Below are 26,115 nucleotides of genomic sequence, written 5' to 3'. Positions count from 1 at the left end.
GATTTAATTATGTGGTATTTTGCCTGGATTTTAGGTGTTCTATTAGCCTGTACCCTTGGGGTGATCAACGTAATGTGGTACGAATTTCACCAACATAAAGATTCGATTGCTGATGATGAGCTAGAGCTTTACGCGAGACTCAAAAACACCGATGACAACTAAACCCCGACCAAATCGCGCGCAGCAACAAACGCTGCGCGCTTTTTTAAAGCAATATAGTCAGTCCGCTTCAGGGCTTCTTAAATTAAGCATTAGTTTGGGCACACTCAACGCCCTATTAATGATTGCCTCTTGTTATCTTCTTGCAAACGCGGCTCATCAAGTCATGTTTGAACAAGCAAACTTGCAAGCCGTAAGCCCATTATTATGGCCGCTGGCTGGGCTAATTTTAGTTCGTGCTTTGTTGGTTGCCCTAAGTGAACGCGTAAGTAACCGCGCCGCGTTAAAAATAAAAAACGTGATGCGAAATACATTGCTAGAAAAGCTCAGCAAACTTGGGCCAGCCTACAGTGAACAAAAAGGTCATGGCGCAACACTTAACACCTTACATAATGGGGTTGAAGCACTGCATCAATATTACGCTAATTACATTCCAAGTGTGGCTTACAGTGCGCTTATTCCACTAGCGATATTAGTGGTGATTTTTCCAACCGATTACAAAGCAGGCCTCATATTCCTTTTAACAGCCCCGCTTATCCCCTTTTTTATGATTTTAGTGGGCCATAAAGCGGAGCAGTTAAATCAAGATCGCTGGCAACAACTTGCGGTACTTGGTAATTACTTTTTTGACCGATTACAAGGCCTGACTCAACTCAAGCTCTTTAATGCAACCAAACGTGAGCTAAATAGCATCAGTCAGATTTCTGATGATTACCGTGGAGCAACCATGGGTGTATTGAAAGTCGCCTTTTTATCGTCTTTCGCCCTTGAGTTTTTAGCCACCATTAGTGTGGCACTTGTTGCCGTGATCATTGGCTTTAGATTATTTTTTGGTACCCTCGATTTTGCCACTGGATTTGTGGTGTTACTACTGGACCCTGAGTTTTACTTACCACTTCGACAAATGGGCACTCATTATCACGCAAAACTTGAAGGGATCAGTGCCGCTGCTGATATGGTCGACATAATCAATCAAAGCGACGCCGATGAACATTTGGGTACATCTAAACTTGAGTTACCGCTAAAAGATATACAGCTGAATGCGCTTACCTTTCACTACCCAGAAACAAACGAAGGGGTGACTGATATCAACTTAACCCTGCCAAGCACAGGCTTAATTGCCTTTGTGGGTGAAAGTGGCTCGGGTAAAAGTACCTTGTTTGATTGCCTATTGGGTTTTCATCATCAAGCCAACAATGCCATTAGCATTAATGGACAACCTCTAAGTGATACTGCATTAGCTGATTGGCAAGCACAGCTGGCGTGGATCCCACAACACGCCACGTTATTTTATCGGAGCGTTGCAGAGAACCTGCGCTTAGCTAAACCCGATGCAAGCCAAGCAGAGCTCGATGAAGCAGCAAATAAAGCTGGCGCACTTGAGTTTATTACTGCACTACCTGATGGCTTTGATACCTTGCTCGGTGAACAAGGAGAAGGCCTCTCTGGTGGGCAAAAACAGCGCATAGCCCTTGCTCGTGCATTTTTGAAGAATGCCCCTGTGCTAATGCTAGATGAACCTACCGCTCACTTAGACAGCCAAACCGAGCATTTAATCAATCAAGCGATCCGTGAGTATGCAAAAGAATCACTTAGTGCTAGTTATTGCTCACCGACTGAATACGGTTAAACACGCCGATAAGATTTACGTTATGCAACAAGGTCACATTGTTGAATCTGGTCAGTACCAGCAACTGACTGAGCAAGCTGGCCTATTTGCTAAACTGGTAAGCCAAGGTGACGCCCATGCATAACTTTATACGTCTATTAAAACTGTGCAAACCTCATACTGGCATGCTGCTTTTAGGAGCTTTTTTAGCAAGCTTAACGGTACTTGCTAATGTAGGCTTGCTCGCTATATCGGGGTGGTTTTTAGCAGCCATGGCAGCGGCGGGCATTGCTGGTGTGCAGATGAATTACTTTACCCCAGCTGGAGTGATCCGCTTTTTAGCTATCGTGCGCACAGCGTCTCGTTACGGTGAGCGGATGATAACTCATAATGCTACCTTTTTATTACTGAGCGAAATTCGCGTAAACATGTTCAAGACTTTGAGCCAACTGAACAACGTTGACTTAGCAATGAGTCGTAGTAGCGATTTATTTAACCGGCTACAGAATGATGTCGATGCGCTGGATAAGTTTTACCTAAATGTACTGCTGCCTATTATTGTCGCCCTTTTCAGCATTCCTATAGTAATGGCCTTCATGGCCATGTATAACGCTGACGTTGCATTAGTGTGCTTTACTTCACTGATGATTATTGGCGTACTGCTTCCCACATTGTTAAGCCATAAGCTTCACCAACAAGCGGATAACGAAACCCAGCTCTCAGCCGAGTTAAGATCTGAACTTGCCGATACGTTATCAGGTGCTAGAGAGCTTGCTGTCTATCAAGCACATGCGGCGCAATTAGCGCATTGTGATTCACTCAGTAAACAATACAACAACCAGCTCTACAATCGTCACAAGGCCATAGCAAATAGTAATGGCTTAAACACTTTGGTGATACAAGTCACCATGCTAGCCAGTGTATTTATGATAATTCCACTGGTTGCAATAGGGAGTATGAAAAACGTTGAACTGGCGATGCTCGCGTTATTTGTATTAGCAAGCTTTGAAACCGTGCTCACTCTGCCTACGGCATTTATTGAATTGCCGCTTACTTTAAGTGCCGCAAAGCGACTGTTTGATCTTGAAGATAAACACAACAGCTTAGCCGAAAAGCCAAACAACTTAGATGATCAGCTAGCAAACCAATTAGCTGACAAATCAGGGCTTGGTCTTGAGCTAAGCGAGGTCAATTACCAATACTTGGGGGCAAAAAGTAAAGCCCTTAGCAATATCAATTTTGCGATTACACCCGGCAGTAAAGTTGCCCTAGTCGGTGCCAGTGGCAGTGGCAAAACCACTCTAGTTAACTTACTCACGGACCTTTGGCCGCTGCAATCAGGCTCATTAAAGCTCACCACCAAGCAAGGTAACTTTGAACTTGAAAGCTTGAGCACTGCAACACGCTTTAAGCAGCTAACGATAGTTGCCCAGCAGCATCATATTTTTGATGGCACGCTACGTGAAAATCTTCGTTATGCAGCTTTTGATGCGACAGATGAGATGCTTATTGAAGCCTGTGAAAACGCTGAACTTGGCTCTTGGCTTAAGAACTTAAAAGCCGGCCTTAATACCCGCTTAGGAACCGCTGGCAGAAAGCTTTCTCATGGTCAGTCACGTCGTATTGCCATTGCTCAAGCCCTATTAAGGCAAGGTAATTTAATCATTCTTGATGAGCCAACAGAGAGTCTAGATAACCACACTAAGCAAAACTTGCTGACTACGCTTGAGAAAATATGGGCAGATAAAACCATGCTGACCATTACTCACGACCCAGCAATGCTAAGTCGTGTTGATAAGGTTATTTGGTTAGAACAAGGACAAGTAAGAGCCTTTGCAAGTCATGCTGAATTGATGGCTAATGAAGCCGACTACGTAGAGCTTATTACCCGTTTTTAATCGAGCTGCTCAACAGTAACGTCAATCACACCTTGCTTGACTGAGGCAATTTGTGAAAACGCCTTTTTTGATAAATCGATAATACGACCGCGGATAAATGGGCCGCGGTCATTAATGGTAACAATCACACTTTTATTGTTACTAATATTGGTGACCCTCACTCTGCTGCCAAAGCCAAGCGTTTGATGAGCCGCGCTCCATGCCTGTTGATTAAACACCTCACCACTTGCTGTCATTCGGCCATGATATTTATCAGCGTAATAACTGGCTTTGCCTTTTTCTATTGCTCCTTTTGATACTGAAGGCGCACTACTACAACCACTTATTATTAAGCTTAACAATGCAAAGATGATGAGTTTATTCATATTACTAGATCCTTTTTTGTCGTGAAGATAACAAGCACTGACTTAGCAAAACCTGAACTATAAAAACAAAAAAGCCACCTTACGGTGGCTTTTAGTAATTAGCTTTTGATTAGCGAATAATTCCGCGCTCAGAGCTTTTCACGAAGTCTATCATCAACTGAACAGCTGGATACTTCGCAGCATCTTCACTTAGCTCAGCGATTGCTTCTTCAACACCTAAACTCTTACGGTAAAGCGTTTTATATGCACGGCGTGTTGCCATGATTTCATCGCTTTCAAAACCACGGCGTTTCATGCCTTCAGTATTGATTGCTACAGGGCCTGCCGGCGTGCCAATGGTCGTTACAAATGGTGGCACATCTTTATTAACACCTGAGTACATACCAACAAAGGCATGTGAACCAATTTTACAGAACTGGTGAACACCTGAATTACCAGCAAGGATCACCCAGTCACCTACGTGTACGTGGCCAGCAACAGAGGCATTATTAGCAAAAATAACGTTATCACCCACTACTGCATCATGCGCAACGTGTGTGTAAGCCATAAATAAGTTGTTGCTACCAATTTTTGTTACACCTTGGTCTTGAATCGTACCACGGTGAATGGTCGCACACTCACGGATCACATTGTTGTCACCAATGATCAAGGTTGTAGGCTCATTCGCGTACTTTTTGTCTTGGCACGCTTCACCGACCGAAGCAAATTGGAAAATATGGTTACCAGAACCAATCGTCGATGGGCCTTTTACAACCACATGAGATTCGATGATACAGTTATCACCAATAGTAACATCGTTACCGATGTAGCTATAAGGGCCAACTGATACGTTATTTCCAAGTTTTGCACCTGGTTCGATTATCGCCGTAGGATGGATCACTATTAAAACTCTCTTCTCGCACACATGATTTCGGCAGTACACACTACTTTGCCGTCAACTTTTGCTTCTGCTGCAAACTTCCATATATTGCGGCGCTCTTTTAAAAACTCTACATGTAAATGCATAGTATCGCCAGGTAATACTGGCTGTTTAAATCGCGCATTATCAATCGCAGCGAATAAATATAGTTCGTTATCGCTACGATTTTCAACTGTCTTAAAGCCAAGTAAGCCAGTTGCTTGGGCCATTGCTTCTAAAATCAACACACCTGGAAAGATAGGTTGATTAGGAAAATGACCCGTAAAAATAGGTTCGTTCACTGTTACATTTTTAATCGCATGTAACGACTCGCCTGGCGTGTAATCTAGAACACGGTCAACAAGTAGCATCGGGTAACGATGCGGAAGTAAACTTAAAATATCTTGGATATCAAGACTATTTAATTCATTTGCCAAAATAGCATCCTTATTTGTCTTCAATATTGAGTGACTTAGTCAGTGACTCAAGAGCTTTAATGCGGTCTTTCATATCGCCAAGATTGCGGATGTGGGCAATACTTCGGCGCCATTCTTTGTTAGTTTGATGAGGTAATCCTGATGAATAGATTCCAGGCTCTGTGATTGCTTTCGTCACCATACTCATGCCGGTGATTATAGCACCATCGCATACGCTAAGGTGACCATTAATTGCAACCATACCACCAATCTGACAATTCCTACCGATCTCGACGCTTCCGGCAAAAACCGTGCAACCGGCAACCGCTGTGCCTGAGCCGATCTCGACATTATGCGCTATTTGACATTGATTATCGATAATTACATTACTATGGATGATCGTATCGTCTAATGCACCACGGTCAATCGTAGTAGACGCGCCTACCTCAACCTTATCACCGATGATTACTCGGCCAAGTTGCGGTATTTTCACCCATTCCCCACGCTCATTAGCGTAACCAAAACCATCGCTGCCCACGACTGTATTCGCTTGGAATAAACAGTCGCTGCCAATCTCAACTTCATGGTAAATGCTTACATTTGCCCAAAGCTTAGTGCTTTGACCAATTTTTGCATGCTCACCAATGAAACAGTTTGGACCAATCTGCACATTGTCAGCAATAACAGCACCAGCTTCAATCACCACATTGGCGGCGATCGCGACATTATTACCAATCGAAGCTGAATCATGAATGACTGCACTAGGGTGAATACCCGTCACTGCTGAGCGCGGTGTGGTGTCCATTAGCTGAGCAAGCTTGGCGTAACAAACATAAGGGTTAGCAACAATGAGCTTATTACCCGAAAAGTACTCAGCGTCTGCTGATGATAAAATCACCGCACTTGCTTGAGTATCATCTAATTGCGAGCGATATTTCTTGTTCGCTAAAAATGCAATATGCCCATGTTGGGCATTTGCAAGTGTAGATATTTTTTTAATCTCTGTAGCGCCGTCACCTTGAAGGTCAGCGCCCAGAAGATCCGCTATCTGCGAAAGCGTGTAGTTTTGCATATATGATTTCTATTGCTTACTTACTTTTTCAACAACTTTGCTTGATAAGTCATCGACAGTTTTAGGGTTAACATAAATCGTTGTTTCTTTAACTTTAACTTCATCGAATTTGCCAGCTTTCGCTACTTCTTCGATTGCATCTAAGATTAGCTTTTGAACTTTAGCTAGTTCTTGGTTTTGACGCATTTTGATTTCTTGCTCTAAAGGACGACCTTTTTCAGCAAGTTGCTGCTGCATACCTTGAATCTTAGTACGTAATTCTTCTTTTTGCTTGTCGCTCATAGTTGTCGCTTCACGCTTGAACTTTTCAGCTTCAAAACGAATATCACCTTGAAGTTTTTCTAGCTCTTGACGACGCTCAGAGAATTCAGCTTCTAAAGTTTGCTCTACTTTCGCCATTTGTGGGATTTGTTTGTAGATTTCTTGCATATCAACAATACCTACTTTGTGGGCAAATGCGTTAGTAGATAGGCCCATAGATAAAGTAGCAAGTAGTGCAAAAGCTGTTGATTTAATTGATTTATTCACGAAAAAACTCCTTTAGAATGTATTACTAATGTTAAAGCTGATGGTCTTCGTATCGTCATCTTCTTCTTTTTGCAATGGATACGCAAAACTGATCAGCATTGGACCCATCGGAGAAATCCATTGTAGAGAAAGACCGGTTGAAACCCTAAAGCGCATCGGATCTGAGTAATCATCCAATTTAGCACGCTCATCTGTTGACAGGTTTTGATAACGGTCAATATTAAACTCTGTATCCCATACGTTTGCTGCATCTACGAAGAAGCTGGTACGTACAGAGCTAGTGTTTTCTTCATCTAAGAAAGGTGTTGGAACAATAAGCTCCATCCCTGCGACCGCTTTGGCGTTACCACCAATTCGGCCTGCTGTGTAAAGCTGGTCAAACTCTGATGCACCACCAATGCTACCTGTCGGTGCACCATCATGTGATGGCGTGCCAGGGATAGTTTGCGGAACACGTGATACAGCACGTGGTAAAATCGTATTACGGTCAAAGCCACGTAGTTCCATTTCAGTTATTCTGAAGAACTCTTGGAACGGTAGTGTTTGGTCATAACCATTGGTTGTACCATAACCATTACCATATGCAAGCGCCGCACGCGTTGAGAATACCCAGCTATGGTCATTACTGATTGGCCAATAAAAACGTGAATCGTAATTTAGCTTAAAGTACTGTAAATCAGAGTTTGGCGTTGTTGCAGTTAAGTTAAGAGATTGGCGCGAACCTGCTGTTGGGAATAAACCACGGTTTACAGTAACGCGTGACCAACCTGCACTTAGCTCGTACTTAGTAAAGTCAAAACCTGCATCTGGGTTATTTGGATCTAAGAAGGTTTCACGAATAACACGTGTTTGCTCGTACTCAGCAATATCTGACAGTTCTTCTTGTACCCAACGAACACCAAAGTTAATACGGTTTACTGCATCGATTGGGAAACCAATGTTAGTACCAATACCATAGCTCTTCGATTTATAGTCGATTAGGCTAAACTTACTCGCATCGTAGTTACTGTAGAAAATGCTACTACCTTGCGATACACCATCAGGCGTAAAGTAAGGGTCAGTATAAGACACACTAATACGCTCAGAACCACGTGAGGTATTGATGTTGAAACCAATTTGGTTACCGGTCCCTAAGAAGTTTGATTCACTGACACCAATGTTAAATTGCAGACCTAAGTAAGAACCATAGGCAAGGCCTGCGTTAAAGCTACCTGCAGATTGTTCTTTCACAGTAAAATCTACATCAACTTGGTCATCTACACCTGGTACTGGCACCACATTAAAATCAACGCTTTCCATGTAGGGTAAACGCTGAATTTGCAGTTTAGAGCGCTCAAGGCTTTGATTGGACAACCACGCACCTTCAAGCTGTGTCATTTCACGGCGCACTACTTCATCAGAGGTATTTTGGTTACCACCCACAATGATACGACGAACATAAACACGCTTACCCGGATTAACCGATAGCGTTAATTGAACTTCTTTATTTTCATCATCAATTTCTGGGATGGTACGCACTTCAGCATTAGCATAACCAAAACGCGCTAAGTAGCTTTTGATAAACTCTTCTGAAGAGGTCACAACGGAGCCATTATAAAGCTCACCTGTTTTCAGCGGGATAACACTTCTGATGAGTTCTTCACGGCCTAACAAGTCACCAATAAAGTCAAAGCCTTTCACTTTGTATTTAACGCCTTCGGTGATATTTGCTGTTACATAAACAGAGTCACGCTCAGGGCTTACAGATACTTGTGTTGAATCGATATTAAAGCGCAAGTAGCCACGGTCTAGGTAGTAACTGCGAATTTTCTCTAAATCGCCTTCAATGGTTTGCTTTTGATAACGGTCGCTCGACATGAACTTCCACCACGGCAAATCTTGCTGTGACTCAGCTAATTTAAGTAGCTCTTCATCAGAGAAAAGTTCGTTACCAACGAGGTTGATTTGACGAATTGATGCAGCATCACCTTCATCAAATTCAAATAATAGTTTTACACGGTTTCGAGGTAACTTTGTGATACTAACTTCCACCTTTGCATTGTACTTACCAATACTGTGGAAGAATTCAACTAGACCTTTTTCAATGTTATCAAGAACTGTTTTATCAAGCGGCTCACCAGTACGGATATCCTGCTGGTCTAGCGACTCATTTAGCTGCTCATCTTTGATATCTTTATTGCCATCAAATTCGATCATACTGATCGTTGGGCGCTCAGTCACTCGGAAGATAACACTGTTGCCATCACGTAATGCTTTAATATTGTCAAAGTGACCAGAACGATAGAGAGCCTTTATGGTTCTTGAAATTGTGTACTCATCAATATTATCGCCCACATTGATCGGAATATGCGTTAACGCAGCACCCAGTGCAACACGCTGTAAACCTTCAACTTTTAAATCTTCTACAATAAAGGAGTTTTGGCCTAGGGCTGCAAAGCTAGCGCCTAATAAACTTGAAACTGCCAAATGTTTTTTTATAGCCATTTTGTTATCTTTATCCTTTACAACTGTATTACCGCTCAACACCTTATTAAATAAACTTTTGGTGTTTTACAATCGTGTTCAAATTGGAATTTTTCGCTTACTTGTTATAAACGCGATACATCATTGAACAAAGCGAAACATGTTAAAAATAGAAGCAGCAAGGCCCCCACTTTAAAACCAAATTCTTGCGTCTTCTCAGAGACCGGCTTTTTGCGAAAAAGTTCAATTATGTAATACATTAAGTGCCCACCATCTAGCACTGGCAGCGGCAATAAGTTAAATACACCAAGGTTTACACTAATTAATGCTAAAAAGCTTAAAAAGGCAACCAAGCCATAGCTTACGCTAGTTCCCGCGCCAACTGCAATGCCCACCGGGCCACTTAAATTTTTAACCGACACCTGACCAGTAATTAAATTACCAATCATGTCAAAACTAAGGGTAATTAAACGCCATGTTTCTTGTATGCCCAGCACAATACTATCGACGGGGCCATAATGTCTAGTTTCAATATAGTTTTCTGGCCATGGCTCGACCACCGGAGACACACCTAAAAAGCCCTGAGCAACGCCTGTATCATTGGTTCTGCTTTGTGGCGTTACTGTCAGTTCTTTTATACTATCTTGCCTTTGTACACTAAATTGTAAGGATTTGTTAGGTGATTGCTGAATTAATGAAACTAACTTGCTCCAACTGCTGATATTTTCACCATTTACAGCAAGTATTTTGTCGTTAACCTGTAAACCTGCAGCTTCTGCCGCCGAGCCTTTACTGATCATGGCCACTTCTAAAAGTGCTTTAGGGCGAAACGGTACAATACCTATCGAGGTTAATGGTGGTACGTCTTGTTGATCTAATTTCCAACCATCTAAATTAAGAGTACGCACATGTTTTTGATAATTTTGATCACGAAGCGTTACCACAACACTTTGCTCACCTAAGCGACTCATAAGCGAGAATGTGGCATCTTGCCAAGTGTTAATGTCGTCTTCACCAATTTTAATAATTTGCTGGTTTGGCTCAATCTTAGCAGCAGCGGCACGGCTGCCTTGAGTCACCTCACCCACCACAGGTTTTAATGACTGCACACCCACCATATACATCACAGCAAGTGCAAAAATAGCGAATAAAAAGTTTGCCATCGGAATGCAGCCACAATCGCAATACGTGCTTTTACTGATTTAGCATTAAATGATAAATGACGCTGCTCTGGCGGCACTTCGTCAACACGCTCATCAAGCATTTTGACATAACCACCTAGTGGGATTGCAGCAATCACATATTCGGTTTGCTGTTTGTCGTACCACTTGATCAACGGCTTACCAAAGCCAATTGAAAAACGTAGCACTTTCACGCCCGCTTTTCGCGCAACCCAGAAATGACCATATTCATGCACAGTCACTAAAATACCTAAGGCGAGAATAAATGAGCCAAGATTCCAGAAAAAATCAAACATGCTAGTTGATGCCTCTTTTTACAAACTCAGTCGCTTTTACACGTGCAGCTTGGTCGCAAGCTAAAATCTCATCGAGAGTTTGCACGTTGATGTTTTGTGTTGCGTTGAGCGTTTCAGCGTTAATTCGATAAATATCTGTAAAGCCGATTTGACCATTTAAAAAGGCAGCAACGGCAATTTCATTCGCCGCATTTACTGTGGTGGTTGCACCTTGCCCCATTTCACACGCATCAATGGCAAGTTTTAAATTAGGGTAACGGGCATAATCTGGTTTAGTGAAAGTAAAATCTGCCATTTGTGAAAAATCGAGCGGTTTTACACCCGCATCGACACGCTCAGGAAAAGCTAAAGCATGAGCAATTGGTGTGCGCATATCTGGATTGCCCATTTGCGCAAGCACTGAGCCATCTTGATATTGCACCATAGAGTGAATAATACTTTGTGGGTGGATCACCACTTCAATATCACTGGCACAGCAGTTAAACAGCCACTTGGCTTCTATAAACTCTAGGCCTTTATTCATCATAGTGGCTGAATCAACAGAAATCTTTTGTCCCATTGACCAGTTTGGATGTGCCACTGCCTCAGCAACAGTCACTGATGATAATGTCGCTAAATCACGCTTTAAGAAAGGACCGCCAGAACCTGTAAGCAAGATTTTGCTTACACCATTATCAGCAAGTAGGTCTGATGCATTCTGTAATGATGCTGGCATACATTGGAAAATCGCATTATGTTCGCTGTCGATAGGCAGTAAAGTGGCGCCATGTTGTTTTACTTTATCAATAAACAACTGACCTGACATAACGAGCGACTCTTTGTTAGCGAGCAAGACCTTTTTGCCAGCTTCAACTGCACTTAAAGTCGGTAACAGACCTGCTGCACCTACTATCGCCGACATCACTGCATCAACATCTGTATGTGCAGCAAGCTCACACATCGCATCAACACCTGCTAGCACCTGTGTGTTACACGAGCTATTTGCAAGTAAATTTGATAGCGCACTAGCGGCTTGTTGATCAGCCATAACAGCAAACTTAGGCTGATGTGCGATACACAACTCAGCCATTTGCTCGGCATTTTTACCCGCCGCTAAAGCAAAAACCGCGAAACGCTCTGGGTTTCTAGAAACAACATCTAAGGTGCTTAAACCGATTGAACCAGTTGCGCCCAGTACGACAAGTTGCTCTACTTTGCTCATAAACTCAGTGTCCATGCGTAGCAAAGTACAAAGATTGGCGCAGCTGCGGTTAAGCTATCGATACGGTCTAAAATACCACCGTGACCTGGTAAACACGAACCGCTGTCTTTCAAGCCAACCTCACGTTTGAACATACTTTCGAGTAAATCGCCTACCGCTGAGAATAACGCGATAAATGCAGTCATTACGGCATAGATTGGCCAAACACTCATATCAACATTAGTGAAGTGGCAAAATGCTAAAACAAAAACAACCGAAGCTACTACACCACCTAATAAACCTTCAATCGTTTTATTAGGACTTACCTTTGGCATTAGTTTACGTTTACCTAAGTTTTTACCAGTAAAGTAAGCACCAATATCAGCGCTCCATACAATACCAAGTACAACTAAAATTAACATTGAACCAAAGTGAGTAGATTCACCATACCCTGCGCTACGTAGTGTATTTAGTGCAAGCCAAAGTGGCACTAGCGTTAAAAAGCCTGCAATGGCACGCATTACAATGCCTTCATTCCAAGCCTTTGCCATAGCTGGGTAGCGCCAAACTAAATAAGTTGCCACAATCCACCATGCAAATGACAAGGTAAATAGATAGTTTGCATCACCCACTAATTGACCATTTTGCCAAAGTGATTCAATGGATCAATGCCAGTTGAGTAATGCCAAAAATGCAGCCGTTGCTGCTACAAATCCAAAGCGTTTAACTTTATCGCATAGGCCCATAAATGCAGACCATTCCCACGCACCGAGCAAAACAATACCAGCGGCGATATAACTAAATAGTGTTAATGGGGTATAAAAAACCAAAATAAGTGCAAGTGGTGCCAACACGAGCGAGGTTAAAATTCGTTGTTTTAGCAATGTGTGTACCTTCAACTAGTAATTAGGTCTCGGCGAGTAATTGTTTTATTTGTTCGCCTGTACAACCAAATCGTCGCTCTCTGGCAACGTAACATGCGATAGCATCAGCAAATGCAGCTTCATTGAAGTCTGGCCAAAGCGTATCGGTAAAGTAAAGCTCAGCATAAGCCGCTTGCCATAAAAGGAAGTTACTGATGCGTAAATCTCCACCGGTGCGGATCATTAAATCAAGCTCACCTTGGTCGGCCATACTCATTTGTTCAGCCATTAGCTCTTCAGTAATATCTTCTGCGGCCATTTCACCGGCTGCGACTTTTTTCGCAAGCGTTGTTGCGGCGTTAGTAATATCCCAACGTCCACCATAATTAGCTGCCACGTTTAACTGTAGACCCGTATTATTACGAGTTAATTCATGGGCTGCATCAACTTTATTGCGCAAACCTTCTGAAAAGCGTGATAAATCACCAATTATGTTTAGCTTTACATTATTTTTATGAAGTTTTTTAACTTCTTTGCCCAGTACAAATAAAAATAGCTCCATGAGCGTATTTACTTCGTCTTCTGGACGTCGCCAATTTTCGCTACTAAATGCGAATAGTGTTAACGACTGTATACCTAAGCGAGTACAAAATTGCACTGATTGACGAACCGCATCAACGCCCTTTTTGTGCCCATAAACACGTGGGCGATTTTTCGCTTGTGCCCAACGTCCGTTGCCATCCATGATTATAGCGACATGCTTAGGCAAACTTTGCTGGGAAATTTTATCAGCGTTAAGAACCATAAATATCGAGTATTCCATAAAAAAACGCCGTCTAGTATACCCTAGACGGCGTTTCAAAACTAATAAATTTAGTTACGCCTGTTTACTTACAGAATCAGTGTCTGAAAGATAAACAGCAGCGATTAGATTTCCATTAACTCAGCTTCTTTTGCAGCTAGTTGTGCGTCCATCTCTTTGATGAACTTATCAGTAAGCTTTTGGATCTCGTCTTCTGCTTGACGTGCTTCATCTTCAGAAATATCTTTTTCTTTCAATAAGCTCTTAATGTCGCCATTTGCATCACGACGGATGTTACGTACAGCAACACGACCGCTTTCAACTTCGCCACGTACGATTTTGATAAGGTCTTTACGACGCTCTTCTGTAAGTGGAGGAAGTGGAACACGAATAACAGTACCTGCAGACATTGGGTTTAAACCTAAATCTGAAGCCATGATCGCTTTTTCTACTGCTTGCGCTAGTGACTTATCAAACACGCTAATTGCAAGTGTACGAGAGTCTTCAATTGTTACGTTAGCAACTTGGTTTAATGGCGTGTCAGCACCGTAGTAAGACACTTGAATACCGTCAAGTAATGCTGGGTGCGCACTACGTTTGTGCGAATTTTAGATAATTGACTGCCTAGTGCCGCAACACTTTTTTGCATACGTTCTGACGCATCTTTTTTGATATCGTTAATCACGGTTCAATCCTAATCTATTTGCTAGTTTCGTCTGAGGCTTGTGAAGAGATAAGCGTTCCTTCATCTTCGCCCATAATAACACGCTTAAGCGCGCCTGATTTATTCATGTTAAATACGCTTAATGGCATGTTGTGGTCACGCGCCAGCGTAAATGCAGCTAAATCCATAACCTTAAGCTCTTTTTCAATGATTTCATTGTAGCTTAAGTGGCGATATAGTGTAGCGTCTGGGTTTTTCACTGGATCATCAGAGTAAACACCATCCACTTTAGTCGCTTTGATTACAGTATCTGCTTCAATTTCAATACCACGTAAACACGCTGCTGAGTCAGTCGTGAAGAATGGGTTACCTGTACCCGCTGAGAAAATTACAACGCGGCCAGATTTTAATAGGCTGATAGCTTCTGCCCAGTTGTAAGCATCACACACACCGTTCAGTGGGATAGCAGACATTAAACGACAATTTACAAATGCACGGTGCAGTGCATCGCGCATTGCCAAACCATTCATTACAGTGGCAAGCATACCCATGTGGTCGCCAACTACGCGGTTCATACCCGCTTCTGCTAATGAACCACCACGCAAGAAGTTACCGCCACCGATAACTAAACCTACTTCTACGTCGAGCTCTACAAGTTCTTTAATTTCTTGAGCCATACGGTCAAGTACTTTTGGGTCGATGCCGAAGCCTTCGTCTCCCATTAATGCTTCACCGCTAAGTTTAAGAAGAACACGTCTAAAAATAGGTTTACGATTGATAGTCATAATATTTGGGCCAGCCTTAGTAATGAGATAAAAAATAACCGCGCTATGGTTACACATAAAACGCGGTTATTTTAAAGAATTTTCATCAGTGACGCAAAAGCTAATAGCAGATTAATTTCATCTTATTGCCCTACGTCACTAAGTTAGAAAATTACTCGCCTTTTGCAGCAGCGATTTGTGCAGCTACTTCAGCAGCGAAGTCTTCTTCTTTACGCTCGATACCTTCACCAACTTCTAAACGGATGAAGTTAGTAACAGTTGCGCCTTTCTCTTTAAGAATTTCGCCAACTGATTTTTTAGGTTCCATGATGAAAGCTTGACCAGTAAGAGAGATCTCACCAGTGAATTTCTTCATACGACCGATAACCATTTTCTCAGCGATTTCAGCAGGCTTGCCTTCGTTCATCGCGATATCGATTTGAACTGCTTTTTCTTTTTCAACAACGTCAGCTGGTACGTCTTCTGGGTTTACGAACTCAGGCTTAGACGCAGCTACGTGCATAGCAACTTGCTTAAGTGTTTCTTCGTCAGCTTCACCAACTACAACAACACCGATACGGTCGCCGTGGCGGTAAGAAGAAAGCTTGTCACCGTCGATGTACTCAACGCGACGAACGTTGATGTTTTCACCGATTTTAGCAACTAGCGCAACACGAGTTTCTTCGAATTGTGCTTTAAGTGCTTCGATGTCTGCTTTAGATTCTGCAGCAGCGTCAAGAACTTGGTTAGCGAAACCAAGGAAGTTAGCGTCTTTAGCAACGAAGTCAGTTTGACAGTTAACTTCAAGAAGTGCAGCGAAACCGTTACCTTCTTTGATTAAGATTGTACCTTCAGCAGCGATGTTACCTGCTTTTTTAGCAGCCTTTGCAGCACCGCTCTTACGCATGTTTTCGATCGCTAACTCGATGTCACCGTTAGTTTCAGTTAACGCTTTTTTACAATCCATCATGCCAGCGCCAGTACGCTCGCGTAATTCTTTAACTAGGGCAGCAGTTACAGCCATTAGAATATCCTCAATTGAATTCTGTTATAGGGAAGCGGTATAAACGCTTAACAAGAATAACAAGTCTTCATCTTAATTAGATGAAGACTTGATGACAGCTAATTACTCAGCTTCTACGAAGTCGTCTTTCTCAGCTTGAGCAACGATGTTGTTCTCACGACCTTCAGTGATCGCAGCTGATACAGCGCCTGTGTAAAGTTGGATAGCACGGATCGCATCGTCGTTACCAGGTACGATGTAATCAACACCGTCTGGGTTAGAGTTAGTATCAACGATAGCAACAACTGGAATACCTAGGTTGTTAGCTTCACGGATAGCGATGTGCTCGTGGTCTGCATCGATAACGAAAAGCGCGTCAGGAAGACCGCCCATGTCTTTGATACCACCAAGGCTCTTTTCAAGCTTTTCCATTTCACGAGTAAGCATTAACGCTTCTTTCTTAGTTAATTTCTCGAAAGTACCGTCTTGGCTTTGCGCTTCAAGGTCTTTAAGACGCTTGATTGATTGACGAACTGTTTTCCAGTTAGTCAACATACCACCTAACCAACGGTGGTTTACGTAGAACTGCTCGCTTTGAAGAGCGGCTTCTTTAACTGCTTCGCTTGCTGCGCGCTTAGTACCAACGAAAAGTACTTTACCTTTGTTAGAAGCTGCGTTCGATAAGAACTTAAGTGCTTCGTTGAACATTGGTACAGTTTGCTCTAGGTTGATGATATGAACACGGTTACGAGCGCCGAAGATGAAAGGCTTCATCTTAGGGTTCCAGTAACGTGCCTGGTGACCAAAGTGAACACCAGCTTGAAGCATATCGCGCATTGAAACGTTTGCCATTTGTATAATCCTCTATAATTTAGGGTTAGGCCTCCACATATCCCATAGCACCAACACCGTAGTTAATTTGTAACTTAAGTGCACCCAAGTGTATGTGACGATACGTGTGTGTGTTAAAATAAAATTGTGTTTGCCTTAAATACAAAAAATCAGTTAAGAATTTATTTGTAAAAAGACGGCGCGCTTTATACCATATTAAAATTGAAAACTCAACGTCTAGTGCAAAATTTGTGCACTAAAAACTGACCTGAAAAACAACTTTGGAGCCTCAATGAGTGCTGTGATCAAGACCCCTGAAGAAATCGAAAAAATGCGTGTTGCCGGGCGCTTAGCCGCCGAGGTACTAGAAATGATAGAACCGCATGTGGTGCCAGGTGTAACCACAGATGAACTAAACACAATTTGTCATGATTATATTGTTAATGTTCAAGATGCTATTCCAGCACCGCTTAATTATCACGGTTTCCCAAAATCAATTTGCACCTCAGTGAACCATGTAATTTGTCACGGTATTCCAAATGACAAACCACTTAAAGAAGGCGATAGCGTCAATATCGACGTGACTGTGATCAAAGATGGCTATCACGGTGATACATCGAAGATGTTCCACGTTGGTACGCCTAACATTCAAGGCAAGCGTCTTGCAGATATCACCCAAGAAAGCCTTTACCTTGCAATTAAAATGGTAAAACCAGGCGTACGCTTAGGTGATATTGGTGCTGCAATTCAAAAATACGCAGAGGGCTTTAGCTATTCAATCGTACGTGAATACTGTGGCCACGGTATTGGTGCTGAGTTCCACGAAGAACCTCAAGTAATGCACTATGGTAAAGCAGGTACTGGTGAAGTATTAAAAGCAGGTATGTGCTTAACAATCGAACCTATGGTTAATGCTGGTAAACGCCAATGTAAGCTACTTAAAGACAACTGGACAGTTGTAACAAAAGACCGTTCATTGTCTGCACAGTGGGAACATACACTGTTAGTGACTGAAAATGGTGTTGAAATTTTAACGCTCCGATCAGATGATACTATTGACAGGATCATCGAACACTAGGAGCCAGCCCCAGTGGCATTACCCAATAAAGTAAAAAAGTTGCTCAGCCAAGCTGAGCAACTTAGCGATTATCGCGACTGTTCTAGTTATTTTTATAAATGGCTACAGAACGAATTCTCAAAACAACCCGTTAGCAACTTAATTAATGCCCGCGCTGAGTTTATCGACCGCTTATTAATTAAACTGTTTCACGATTACGACCTTGCTCATGAAAGTGACTTAGCCCTGATTGCTGTGGGTGGTTATGGTCGTGGCGAACTACACCCCTATTCCGATATCGACTTTATGTTGCTGGTAAGCGAGCAGCCAAGTGAAGCCGTGTGCGAGAAAATTGGCCAGTTCGTTACCATGCTTTGGGATCTAAATTTAGAAATTGGTCACAGCGTTCGCACTATAGAACAAGCATTAGAACAAAAACGTGAAGATGTGACATTTGCCACCAGCTTACTCGAAAGCCGATTAATTTTCGGTAACCATATCGAATTCGAAAAATTAAAAAATCATTTAATTGATACGCCGATTTGGCGCTCAGACGAATTCTTTTTGGCAAAAGTACAAGAACAAAGTTTACGCCATAAAAAATGCCATGGTACAGCTTATAACCTTGAGCCGAATATCAAAGAGAACCCGGGTGGGTTTGCGCGACTTACAGACCATTATTTGGGTTGCTAAAAAGCACTTTAGAGCCGAGACATTACAAGAACTTATAAATCACGGCTATCTTACTCACGAAGAATACCAAGAGCTGTCTGAGTGTTTAGAAAACCTATGGAACATTCGTTTTGCGCTACACATCGCTGCGGGTCGCTCTGAAAACCGCTTATTGTTCGATCATCAGCCTAACGCCGCTGAAATCCTCGGCTTTGGTAGTGATGGTAAAGCCTCGGTCGAGCGCATGATGAAGCGTTTATTTAGGATCATGAGCCGCGTACGTGAGCTTAACCAAATGCTGCTTTCATACTTTGAGCAAAGCATTTTACCGGGTGCTGGTGAGTTACCTGTGATTGAGCTTGACCGTAACTTTGAGCGTATTGGTCATCAAATTCGTGTTAAGAATCCGTCTGTGTTCTTCCGCCGTGATCAGCTATTTGTATTGTTCGAGCATATTGCTGATAACCCAGAAATCACCCATATTTACCCAAGTACTATACGTACAATGCGCCAAGTTCGCCGTCGTTTATTGGGTGATTTACAAGATTACGCCGCCTGTCGCGAAGCATTTTTGCGTTTAATCAAACACCCTAACGGTATGGGGCGCGCATTTACGCTGATGCACAAGCACGGTATTATCGCTGCCTACTTACCACAGTGGCGTAATATCTTTGGGCAAATGCAGTTCGATTTATTCCATGCCTACACCGTGGATGAACATACCCATAAACTCATCAACAATATTTATAAGTATTTTGATAAATCAAAAGTCAGCGAATTTCCGTTATGTAGTGAAATTGTCACTCGTATGGACAAGCCTGAGTTACTTTATTTAGCCGGTATTTTCCATGATATTGCTAAAGGCAGTGGTGGCGATCACTCTGAGCTTGGCTCAGTTGATGCAATCGCGTTTGCTAAACTACACCGCTTCCCAGCCTCAGATGGCAAGCTTATTTCGTGGTTAGTGGCTAATCACTTACTTATGTCGGTTACAGCGCAGCGCAAAGATATTAATGACCCAGATGTGATTAAAGACTTTGCAAGTAAAGTGAAAAACGAGCGTCAGCTTGACTACTTGTACTGCTTAACCTTGGCCGATATTCGCGCAACTAACGATAACCTGTGGAACGATTGGAAAAATACCCTACTACGTGAGCTGTATTTACACACCCAGCGAGCGCTTCGTTTAGGGCTTGAAAACCCAATGGACCAACGTGACCAAATACGTGATAAAAAACAGCAAGCCAAACAGCGCTTACTGAACCACGGTTGTAACGAAGATCAAATCGACTTAATTTGGAGTCGCTTTAAAGCCAATTACTTTACCGCTTTTAGTGAGCAACAGATTTCGTGGCACACAGAGCACCTACTAAGCTGTGACGATTTAAGCCAGCCTAGCGTTGCCGTGTCTAACACCGCAATGCATGGTGGTACACAAGTATTTGCTTATAGCCCTTACTCGGGCAGTTTATTCTCACGTTTAGTTAGTGTGATTGGTTCGAAAAAAGCGCAAATTCAACATGCGCAAGTACTGACCACAAAAGATGGCTACGTGCTATTTAGCTTTGTTATTTTAGAGGTCAATGGTGACCCGATTGCGAGTAACCGTTCGCAAGGCATTAAACGTGCTTTAGATCTTGCAATTAGCGACCCGAAAAAGAAAATTCGCCTTAAAAAGAATCGCTCTCAGCGCTTCAAAGACTTTAATATCAAACCAAAAATTGTGCTTAGACCGCATGCCCGTAAAGACCGCAGCTTAATTGAAATTCAAGCGGTGGATATTCCGGGTCTATTAACAAAAATTGCGGAAGTATTTCAAGCGCACTTATTACATATTCATGCCGCACGGATCACCACAGTTGGTGAGCGTGCAGAAGATTTCTTCGTGGTATCAAATAACGAATACCAAGCATTAACAGACGAAGAACAGGCTAAAATTCATCAAGCATTGCGTAAAAAACTCAACGCAGAAACCGAATAAGAGGATCTTATGTCAGATTTAAAAACCATGATCGAAAACGCCTGGGACAACCGCGATAGCATCAGCCCAAGCACGGTATCAAGTGAAGTTAAACAAGCTATTATCGACGCGCTTGAATTACTTGATAGCGGCGCTGCACGTGTTGCTGAAAAAATCAGTGGTGAGTGGGTTGTACATCAATGGTTAAAAAAAGCGGTGCTATTGTCTTTCCGTATTCGTGATAACCAACCAATGAGCGATGGTGTTAATCAGTTTTACGACAAAGTACCCCTTAAATTTAGCGACTATACACCAGAGCAATTCCAACAAGGCGGCATGCGTGTTGTGCCTAATGCTGTGGCACGTAAAGGCAGCTTCGTAGGTAAAAACGTGGTGCTTATGCCATCTTATGTCAACATTGGCGCCTACGTTGATGAAGGTACCATGGTTGATACATGGGCAACGGTTGGCTCATGTGCACAAATTGGTAAAAACGTTCACTTATCTGGCGGTGTAGGCATTGGTGGTGTGCTTGAACCACTACAAGCTAACCCAACTATTATTGAAGACAACTGCTTTATTGGCGCACGTTCTGAGATTGTTGAAGGCGTTGTAGTTGAAGAAGGCGCTGTTATCTCAATGGGTGTTTACATCAGCCAAAGCACACGTATCTATGACCGTGAAACTGGCGAAATCCATTACGATCCAGTACCAGCCGGTGCGGTTGTTGTTCCAGGTTCTTTACCGTCAAAAGATGGTTCGCACAGCCTATATGCTGCCATCATAGTGAAAAAAGTTGATCAGCAAACTCGCGAAAAAGTAGGTATTAATGCCCTACTTCGCTCGATTGATGAATAATAAAGCGGAGCTTTAAGCCGTCAGCTTTAAATTTTAGATATAAGAAGCGCGATGCTAACTAGTTTCGCGCTTTTTTGTACTTAGAGCTTAAAACTTAGGACTTAAGGCTTTTAACTTAAAGCTCCTCCGCTAAATTGTTACATCTTATTTCAAATACACACTTTATCGCGAATTAACGGCTATTCAGCGTTACTTCTGACATACATTTCATTTACCTCACTGGCACTTTTTTTACATCGCACTACAATGCACACAAACTGATTTTGGAACACACACAATGAACCTGACACGTAGTTCGCTGAAAAACCCTGCGAGTGTTATTGTCATCTTGGTGTTGATTATGTTGTTTGGCATGTTGAGTATTTTTAAGCTGCCAATTCAGCTCACACCAGATATCGAGCAACCGCAGATCACTATTTTCTCTGGCTGGCGCCAAGCTGCACCTGAAGAGATTGAATCGGTGATCATTGAGCCGCTCGAGAACGCAGTAAAAAACACCCCGGGTGCCTTAGAGGTTAATACTTACATTAACCGTGGCAATGGCTCTATCACGTTAACTTTTGCTGTTGGACAAAACATGCAACAGGCCATGCTTGATGTGTTAACTAGCCTTAACCAAGCGCCGCCCCTGCCGTTAGATGCATTTGATCCTGTGGTTTTTGCTGGCGGTAATAATGGCGAAGCCGCTGCAACGTTACTGGTCACCCCGAAAGATTTTAATAGCGACAGCCTAGATTTAGACATGGCACAGTTCCAAAAACAAATCGATGAATTTGTTGAGCCCCGTTTGGCACGTATCCCTGGTGTTGCCCGCGTTGATTTAGCCAGTGAGCGACCAAAAGAGTTACGTATCACCTTTGACCCCCACAAAGCCGCCGCACTTGGCGTCAGCCTTGACCAAATCAGTAACGTATTAGCCAGCTCACGAGATACCTCTGGTGGCCTTGCTAATGTTGGCCGTCGTCAATATACCGTACGCTTTACGGGGCAATATGATTTATCAAGCATGGCACAAATGCGCGTTGGTTATTCAGGCGATAGACCTATTTACCTTGGCGATATTGCAAGTGTAGAGCGCACTTTTTCTGACCGTTTAGGGATGAGTGGTCGAAATGGTAAACCCGCGTATTACATTCGTATTTCGCGCGCTAACGAAGCCAATACCGTTGCCCTGCTCGACGACATTAACCTTGCCATTAAAGAGCTAAACGAAGGGCCGCTGGCCGAGAATGGCTTATCGATTGAATTAAGTTTTGATGCCTCTGTGCATATTCGTAATGCTTTGTCGTTGGTTAAAAGTAACTTAGGCCTAGGTGTTCTGCTGTCGTGTTTAATCTTGTGGCTGTTCTTTAGAGGCTTAAAGGCCACATTTGTGATTGCAGCGACGATTCCTGTCTCTTTGTTAGTCGCGTTTTTAACATTGAATATTTTTGACCGCAGCTTAAATGTTATTTCACTGGCGGGTCTTGCCTTTGCTGTTGGCTTAGTACTTGATGCCGCCATCATAGTGCAAGAAAACATCGCAAGGCTCAGAAGCGAAGGCTTTGATAGTAAAAAAGCCGCGCTAAAAGGTGCAGCTCAAGTAACAGGCGCGTTATTTGCCTCAACCACCACCAGCGTTGCTATCTTCTTGCCAATTTTATTTATGGCAGGTATTGAGGGGCAGCTATTCTCTGACTTGGCGCTCACCTTATCTATTGCAGTTATTGCCTCTATGATTTGCGCAATTACACTTATTCCGTTGGCTAACCACTTTTGGCCAGACAAAGAGCTCAAAGCGGATCCTTATAGTGAATATTGGCATAAGCTAACTAACTTCATCATGTCGCTTACCAATACCCGCGTTAAACAAATAGTGTGGATAACAGCCTTATTAGGTGGCTCAGTCGTCGCGACCATGACCATGCTCCCGAAAACTGATTTTATGCCGCGCGCACCAACCGATGGCTTTTTCTTTAACTTGAACACCCCGCCTGGCGGCAATGTGCAGTTTATGGAAGAAGAGCTGCTGATGCGTATTAAAAAGCGTTTAATGCCTTATTACACAGGTGAAAAAGAGCCGGGGATTAAAGATTTTAACTTTTATGCTTTTGGCGCGAATGCTGGCGGTTTTATTTATTCTGCCGATCCGCAACGTGTTGAAGAACTAATGAAGGTTGCCCGAGAAGAAATCTTCATCGATTTACCCGACACCCAAGTATTCTTCTTTAGAGGGTCGATGATCCAAGTTGCTAATGGCGGTGATGGTCGTAATATCAATATCGATTTAACGGGCCCAAATATGGACGAGCTAATCGCCGGTGCTAATGTGGCGCTGCAAGCTGTCACCGACGCAATGCCGAATGCCACTGCAAGGCCACAACCACGACTCGATATGGCAGAGCCAGAACTTAGGCTCACACCCAATGACCGCCGTATAACCCAAGCAGGGCTAACTCGTCGTGATGTATCTCAAGCAGTGCAAGCCTATACAGGTGGGTTATTTGTTAATGAATACTTTGATGGCAACGAACGCATGAACGTGATTTTGCGCGGCATACCGTGGCAAACTCCAGAGGAGCTTAAAGCACTGCCTATTGTAACCCCGCAATCAGGTATTCAAACTTTAGGTGAGCTTGCCAATATTGAGCGCACCGTGGGGCCAACCCAGCTTAGACGTGTTAATGGCCGCCGTACCGTAAGTATTGTTGTCACGCCACCAGCGGACATGAGCTTGCAACAAGCGCAAACTATTCTCTCAGAGCAAGTTATGCCAAAAGTTCGTGCAAGCTTGCCTGACAGCTCTGGCGCGATTTTGGCGGGTAACGCACAAAAGATGAATTCGGCCATGCAAGAAATGACAATCAACTTTATCTTGGCTCTGTTTATTTTATTCTTGCTAATGACCGCATTGTTTAAGTCAGCCAAAGACAGCGCGTTAGTTTTACTGGTCATGCCATTGGCAATTGCAGGCGGTGTACTGGCCCTATTCGTACTTAACTTATTTACCTTCCAATCGCTCGACTTACTGACCATGATTGGCTTTATTATCTTGCTGGGTCTGGTGGTAAATAATGCCATTTTGTTGGTTGACCAAACCCGTGTCGCGATGGCAGCAGGGCTCAGCCGAGAAGACGCCGTTCGCCAAGCAGTACTACTGCGCGCAAGACCCGTTTACTTAAGTACCTTAACCAGCTTATTTGGCATGCTGCCACTGATGCTAATGCCGGGGGTAGGATCAGAAATTTACCGTGGCCTTGCCACTGTGATCGTCGGCGGCATGGCCATTAGTGCCCTATTTACCCTGATATTAATGCCAAGTTTATTGCAACTTGGCAGACAACTGCCGCCCGCTAATAACAAACAGCAACCAGAAAAAACGCCTTTAAGCTTGGTATCGAATCAATGAGTATTAAAACAATGAACACACCTTTTCGTAAATTAACCGCTCGCTTTTGTGCGCTATTCAGTCTTATCGCATTTAACGCCTTTGCAGTCGTACCTGTTACGGTAGAAACCGTCACACAAGCTCCACTGACAAGCGAAATTGAAGTCAGCGGCACTTTGTATGGCAAAGACGATGTAACCCTAACAGCAGGCGTTAGCGGGCGTTTATTATATGTTGTTGAGCCAGGTACTCTGGTGAAAAGTGGCGACACCCTAGTTCGTATGGACACCTTACCGCTTGAACTGGAAAAAGCACGCCAGCAAGAAATGCTCAATCGCGCCAAAATAAACCTACGCTTATATCAACAAGAGCTCGCTCGTTTACAAAAACTCGCCAAAGCCAGCAGTGCTGCAGCAAGCCAAGTCGATGATATGCAAAATAAGCATGACCTTGCGTTATCTGATATCGCACTGGCTAAGGTTGAATTAAAAGTGATAGACGATCAGCTTTCGCGTGCAACCGTTCGCGCTCCATTTGATGGCGTGATCAGCGAGCGTTTTAAACGCGCTGGTCGCGAAATAAATCGCGCAGATGAACTGATCACTCTGCTCGATATTAATAACTTAGAAGTGCGTTTGTACGTACCTGTTAAATACTTAAAGTTTTTACACAAAGGCATAGAGTTACCAATTCAAGCCGGCGACTTATCAGCCCCTGATATGACAACAGCCACCGTAACAGCGGTGATCCCATCAACCGATCCGCGTTCACAAACCGTAGAAGTACGTGCCCTACTACCAAATGATGCCGAGCAAACATGGGCAATTGGCCAACTGGTAGATGTAGCCGTGCCACTAAAAAGTAAAGGTGATGTACTACTGGTGAATCGCGATGCGCTGATCTTACGCAAAAAAGGCACCCATATCGTCAAAATCGACAACGACAACAAAGCCCTGCAAATTCCCGTAAAAGTCGGTAATGGTAAAGATAAACTTGTTGAAGTCACCCCGACTTCTAACATCACTTTAAATGCGGGCGATAAAGTGGCAGTACGCGGCGCCGAGCAACTACAAACCGGGCAAGAAGTCGAAGTTCAGGTAAAGCAATAACTGCAAGGCTTGAGATGACTGCCAGCTATTAAATATTTTAAGGGCTGGCAGTTATGATAAAGGGTAGTAATGATTATTAAGAGTTGCGCTTGTTTTTGAC

At 43.2% G+C, this 26,115-nt stretch carries 18 protein-coding genes and 4 pseudogenes; 8 read left to right on the top strand and 14 right to left on the bottom strand.

The annotated features are described in order from the left end of the window. The first annotated feature begins 9 nt into the window (after positions 1-9). The 3 genes from cydX (at position 10) to cydC (ending at position 3,666) form a co-directional block, all read left to right on the top strand. On the top strand, positions 10-162 hold the full coding sequence (cydX, locus tag ACRWSG_RS14580) for a cytochrome bd-I oxidase subunit CydX (RefSeq protein ID WP_054553108.1): 153 nt from the start codon (positions 10-12) through the stop codon (positions 160-162). Further along, the gene (gene cydD / locus ACRWSG_RS14575; protein WP_462166589.1) at positions 152-1,789 is read left to right on the top strand and encodes a thiol reductant ABC exporter subunit CydD; all 1,638 of its coding nucleotides are present in this window, start codon (positions 152-154) and stop codon (positions 1,787-1,789) included. The genes cydX and cydD overlap by 11 nt, the downstream gene beginning before the upstream one ends. Positions 1,790-1,905: 116 nt before the next feature. Beyond that, positions 1,906-3,666 carry a thiol reductant ABC exporter subunit CydC gene (gene cydC / locus ACRWSG_RS14570; RefSeq protein WP_462166588.1) on the top strand — a complete coding sequence of 587 codons (1,761 nt, stop codon included), beginning with the start codon at positions 1,906-1,908 and terminating at the stop codon, positions 3,664-3,666. On the opposite strand, the gene ACRWSG_RS14565 is transcribed toward cydC, so the two are convergent. From ACRWSG_RS14565 to rpsB, 14 genes and pseudogenes are all read right to left on the bottom strand, one after another. Further along, positions 3,663-4,031 (bottom strand): septal ring lytic transglycosylase RlpA family protein, encoded by a 369-nt coding sequence (locus ACRWSG_RS14565; protein ID WP_054553111.1) that lies wholly within the window; start codon positions 4,029-4,031, stop codon positions 3,663-3,665. The two genes, cydC and ACRWSG_RS14565, sit on opposite strands and share 4 nt — an antisense overlap. Positions 4,032-4,140: 109 nt before the next feature. Further along, entirely contained in the window at positions 4,141-4,911 is a 771-nt protein-coding gene (lpxA, locus tag ACRWSG_RS14560; protein ID WP_054553112.1) for an acyl-ACP--UDP-N-acetylglucosamine O-acyltransferase, read from the bottom strand. 2 nt (positions 4,912-4,913) lie between these two features. Next, entirely contained in the window at positions 4,914-5,366 is a 453-nt protein-coding gene (gene fabZ, locus ACRWSG_RS14555; RefSeq protein ID WP_054553113.1) for a 3-hydroxyacyl-ACP dehydratase FabZ, read from the bottom strand. A gap of 10 nt (positions 5,367-5,376) precedes the next feature. Then, positions 5,377-6,417, bottom strand: a complete 1,041-nt coding sequence (lpxD, locus tag ACRWSG_RS14550; protein WP_054553114.1) for a UDP-3-O-(3-hydroxymyristoyl)glucosamine N-acyltransferase — start codon at positions 6,415-6,417, stop codon at positions 5,377-5,379. A 9-nt stretch (positions 6,418-6,426) separates the two neighbouring features. Continuing rightward, positions 6,427-6,945 carry an OmpH/Skp family outer membrane protein gene (locus ACRWSG_RS14545; RefSeq protein ID WP_054553115.1) on the bottom strand — a complete coding sequence of 173 codons (519 nt, stop codon included), beginning with the start codon at positions 6,943-6,945 and terminating at the stop codon, positions 6,427-6,429. 12 nt (positions 6,946-6,957) lie between these two features. Then, entirely contained in the window at positions 6,958-9,429 is a 2,472-nt protein-coding gene (gene bamA / locus ACRWSG_RS14540) for an outer membrane protein assembly factor BamA (protein WP_054553116.1), read from the bottom strand. A 104-nt stretch (positions 9,430-9,533) separates the two neighbouring features. Continuing rightward, positions 9,534-10,885 (bottom strand): annotated as a pseudogene (rseP, locus tag ACRWSG_RS14535) (sigma E protease regulator RseP). Between the two features lies 1 nt (position 10,886). After that, on the bottom strand, positions 10,887-12,086 hold the full coding sequence (gene ispC, locus ACRWSG_RS14530) for a 1-deoxy-D-xylulose-5-phosphate reductoisomerase (protein ID WP_462166587.1): 1,200 nt from the start codon (positions 12,084-12,086) through the stop codon (positions 10,887-10,889). Continuing rightward, positions 12,083-12,949 (bottom strand): annotated as a pseudogene (locus ACRWSG_RS14525) (phosphatidate cytidylyltransferase). The gene ispC and the pseudogene ACRWSG_RS14525 overlap by 4 nt, the downstream one beginning before the upstream one ends. Positions 12,950-12,971: 22 nt before the next feature. Then, the gene (locus tag ACRWSG_RS14520; protein ID WP_054553120.1) at positions 12,972-13,751 is read right to left on the bottom strand and encodes an isoprenyl transferase; all 780 of its coding nucleotides are present in this window, start codon (positions 13,749-13,751) and stop codon (positions 12,972-12,974) included. A 104-nt stretch (positions 13,752-13,855) separates the two neighbouring features. Continuing rightward, positions 13,856-14,415: pseudogene (gene frr / locus ACRWSG_RS14515) on the bottom strand (ribosome recycling factor). Positions 14,416-14,429: 14 nt separating this feature from the next. Further along, on the bottom strand, positions 14,430-15,179 hold the full coding sequence (gene pyrH / locus ACRWSG_RS14510; protein WP_138599317.1) for a UMP kinase: 750 nt from the start codon (positions 15,177-15,179) through the stop codon (positions 14,430-14,432). A gap of 151 nt (positions 15,180-15,330) precedes the next feature. After that, a complete protein-coding gene (gene tsf, locus ACRWSG_RS14505) occupies positions 15,331-16,182 on the bottom strand; it encodes a translation elongation factor Ts (RefSeq protein WP_138599316.1) in 852 nt (283 codons plus the stop codon). A 102-nt stretch (positions 16,183-16,284) separates the two neighbouring features. Further along, positions 16,285-17,013 carry a 30S ribosomal protein S2 gene (gene rpsB, locus ACRWSG_RS14500; protein WP_054553123.1) on the bottom strand — a complete coding sequence of 243 codons (729 nt, stop codon included), beginning with the start codon at positions 17,011-17,013 and terminating at the stop codon, positions 16,285-16,287. Between the two features lie 247 nt (positions 17,014-17,260). Here rpsB and map point away from each other — a divergent pair, with 247 nt between their 5' ends. The 5 genes and pseudogenes from map (at position 17,261) to ACRWSG_RS14475 (ending at position 26,015) form a co-directional block, all read left to right on the top strand. After that, positions 17,261-18,070, top strand: coding sequence for a type I methionyl aminopeptidase (gene map / locus ACRWSG_RS14495; protein WP_228482666.1), 810 nt, complete (start codon positions 17,261-17,263; stop codon positions 18,068-18,070). A 12-nt stretch (positions 18,071-18,082) separates the two neighbouring features. Then, a pseudogene (gene glnD, locus ACRWSG_RS14490) lies at positions 18,083-20,702 on the top strand ([protein-PII] uridylyltransferase). A 9-nt stretch (positions 20,703-20,711) separates the two neighbouring features. Beyond that, on the top strand, positions 20,712-21,539 hold the full coding sequence (dapD, locus tag ACRWSG_RS14485) for a 2,3,4,5-tetrahydropyridine-2,6-dicarboxylate N-succinyltransferase (protein WP_462166586.1): 828 nt from the start codon (positions 20,712-20,714) through the stop codon (positions 21,537-21,539). A 277-nt stretch (positions 21,540-21,816) separates the two neighbouring features. Continuing rightward, entirely contained in the window at positions 21,817-24,927 is a 3,111-nt protein-coding gene (locus tag ACRWSG_RS14480; protein WP_194442689.1) for an efflux RND transporter permease subunit, read from the top strand. Beyond that, entirely contained in the window at positions 24,924-26,015 is a 1,092-nt protein-coding gene (locus ACRWSG_RS14475) for an efflux RND transporter periplasmic adaptor subunit (protein ID WP_462166585.1), read from the top strand. The genes ACRWSG_RS14480 and ACRWSG_RS14475 overlap by 4 nt, the downstream gene beginning before the upstream one ends. The last annotated feature ends 100 nt before the right edge of the window (positions 26,016-26,115 follow it).

It is taken from the genome of Pseudoalteromonas sp. GB43, assembly GCF_054923805.1.
This window is presented reverse-complemented; position numbering and strand designations above follow the sequence as displayed.

Coding starts and splice junctions, on each gene's coding strand:
- bamA (WP_054553116.1), bottom strand. CDS start 9,429: ATGGCTATAAAAAAACATTTGGCAGTTTCAAGTTTATTAGGCGCTAGC.
- ACRWSG_RS14475 (WP_462166585.1), top strand. CDS start 24,924: ATGAGTATTAAAACAATGAACACACCTTTTCGTAAATTAACCGCTCGC.
- cydX (WP_054553108.1), top strand. CDS start 10: ATGTGGTATTTTGCCTGGATTTTAGGTGTTCTATTAGCCTGTACCCTT.
- ACRWSG_RS14565 (WP_054553111.1), bottom strand. CDS start 4,031: ATGAATAAACTCATCATCTTTGCATTGTTAAGCTTAATAATAAGTGGT.
- cydC (WP_462166588.1), top strand. CDS start 1,906: ATGCATAACTTTATACGTCTATTAAAACTGTGCAAACCTCATACTGGC.
- rpsB (WP_054553123.1), bottom strand. CDS start 17,013: ATGGCAAACGTTTCAATGCGCGATATGCTTCAAGCTGGTGTTCACTTT.
- lpxD (WP_054553114.1), bottom strand. CDS start 6,417: ATGCAAAACTACACGCTTTCGCAGATAGCGGATCTTCTGGGCGCTGAC.
- cydD (WP_462166589.1), top strand. CDS start 152: ATGACAACTAAACCCCGACCAAATCGCGCGCAGCAACAAACGCTGCGC.
- ispC (WP_462166587.1), bottom strand. CDS start 12,086: ATGAGCAAAGTAGAGCAACTTGTCGTACTGGGCGCAACTGGTTCAATC.
- dapD (WP_462166586.1), top strand. CDS start 20,712: ATGTCAGATTTAAAAACCATGATCGAAAACGCCTGGGACAACCGCGAT.
- ACRWSG_RS14520 (WP_054553120.1), bottom strand. CDS start 13,751: ATGGAATACTCGATATTTATGGTTCTTAACGCTGATAAAATTTCCCAG.
- ACRWSG_RS14480 (WP_194442689.1), top strand. CDS start 21,817: ATGAACCTGACACGTAGTTCGCTGAAAAACCCTGCGAGTGTTATTGTC.
- pyrH (WP_138599317.1), bottom strand. CDS start 15,179: ATGACTATCAATCGTAAACCTATTTTTAGACGTGTTCTTCTTAAACTT.
- tsf (WP_138599316.1), bottom strand. CDS start 16,182: ATGGCTGTAACTGCTGCCCTAGTTAAAGAATTACGCGAGCGTACTGGC.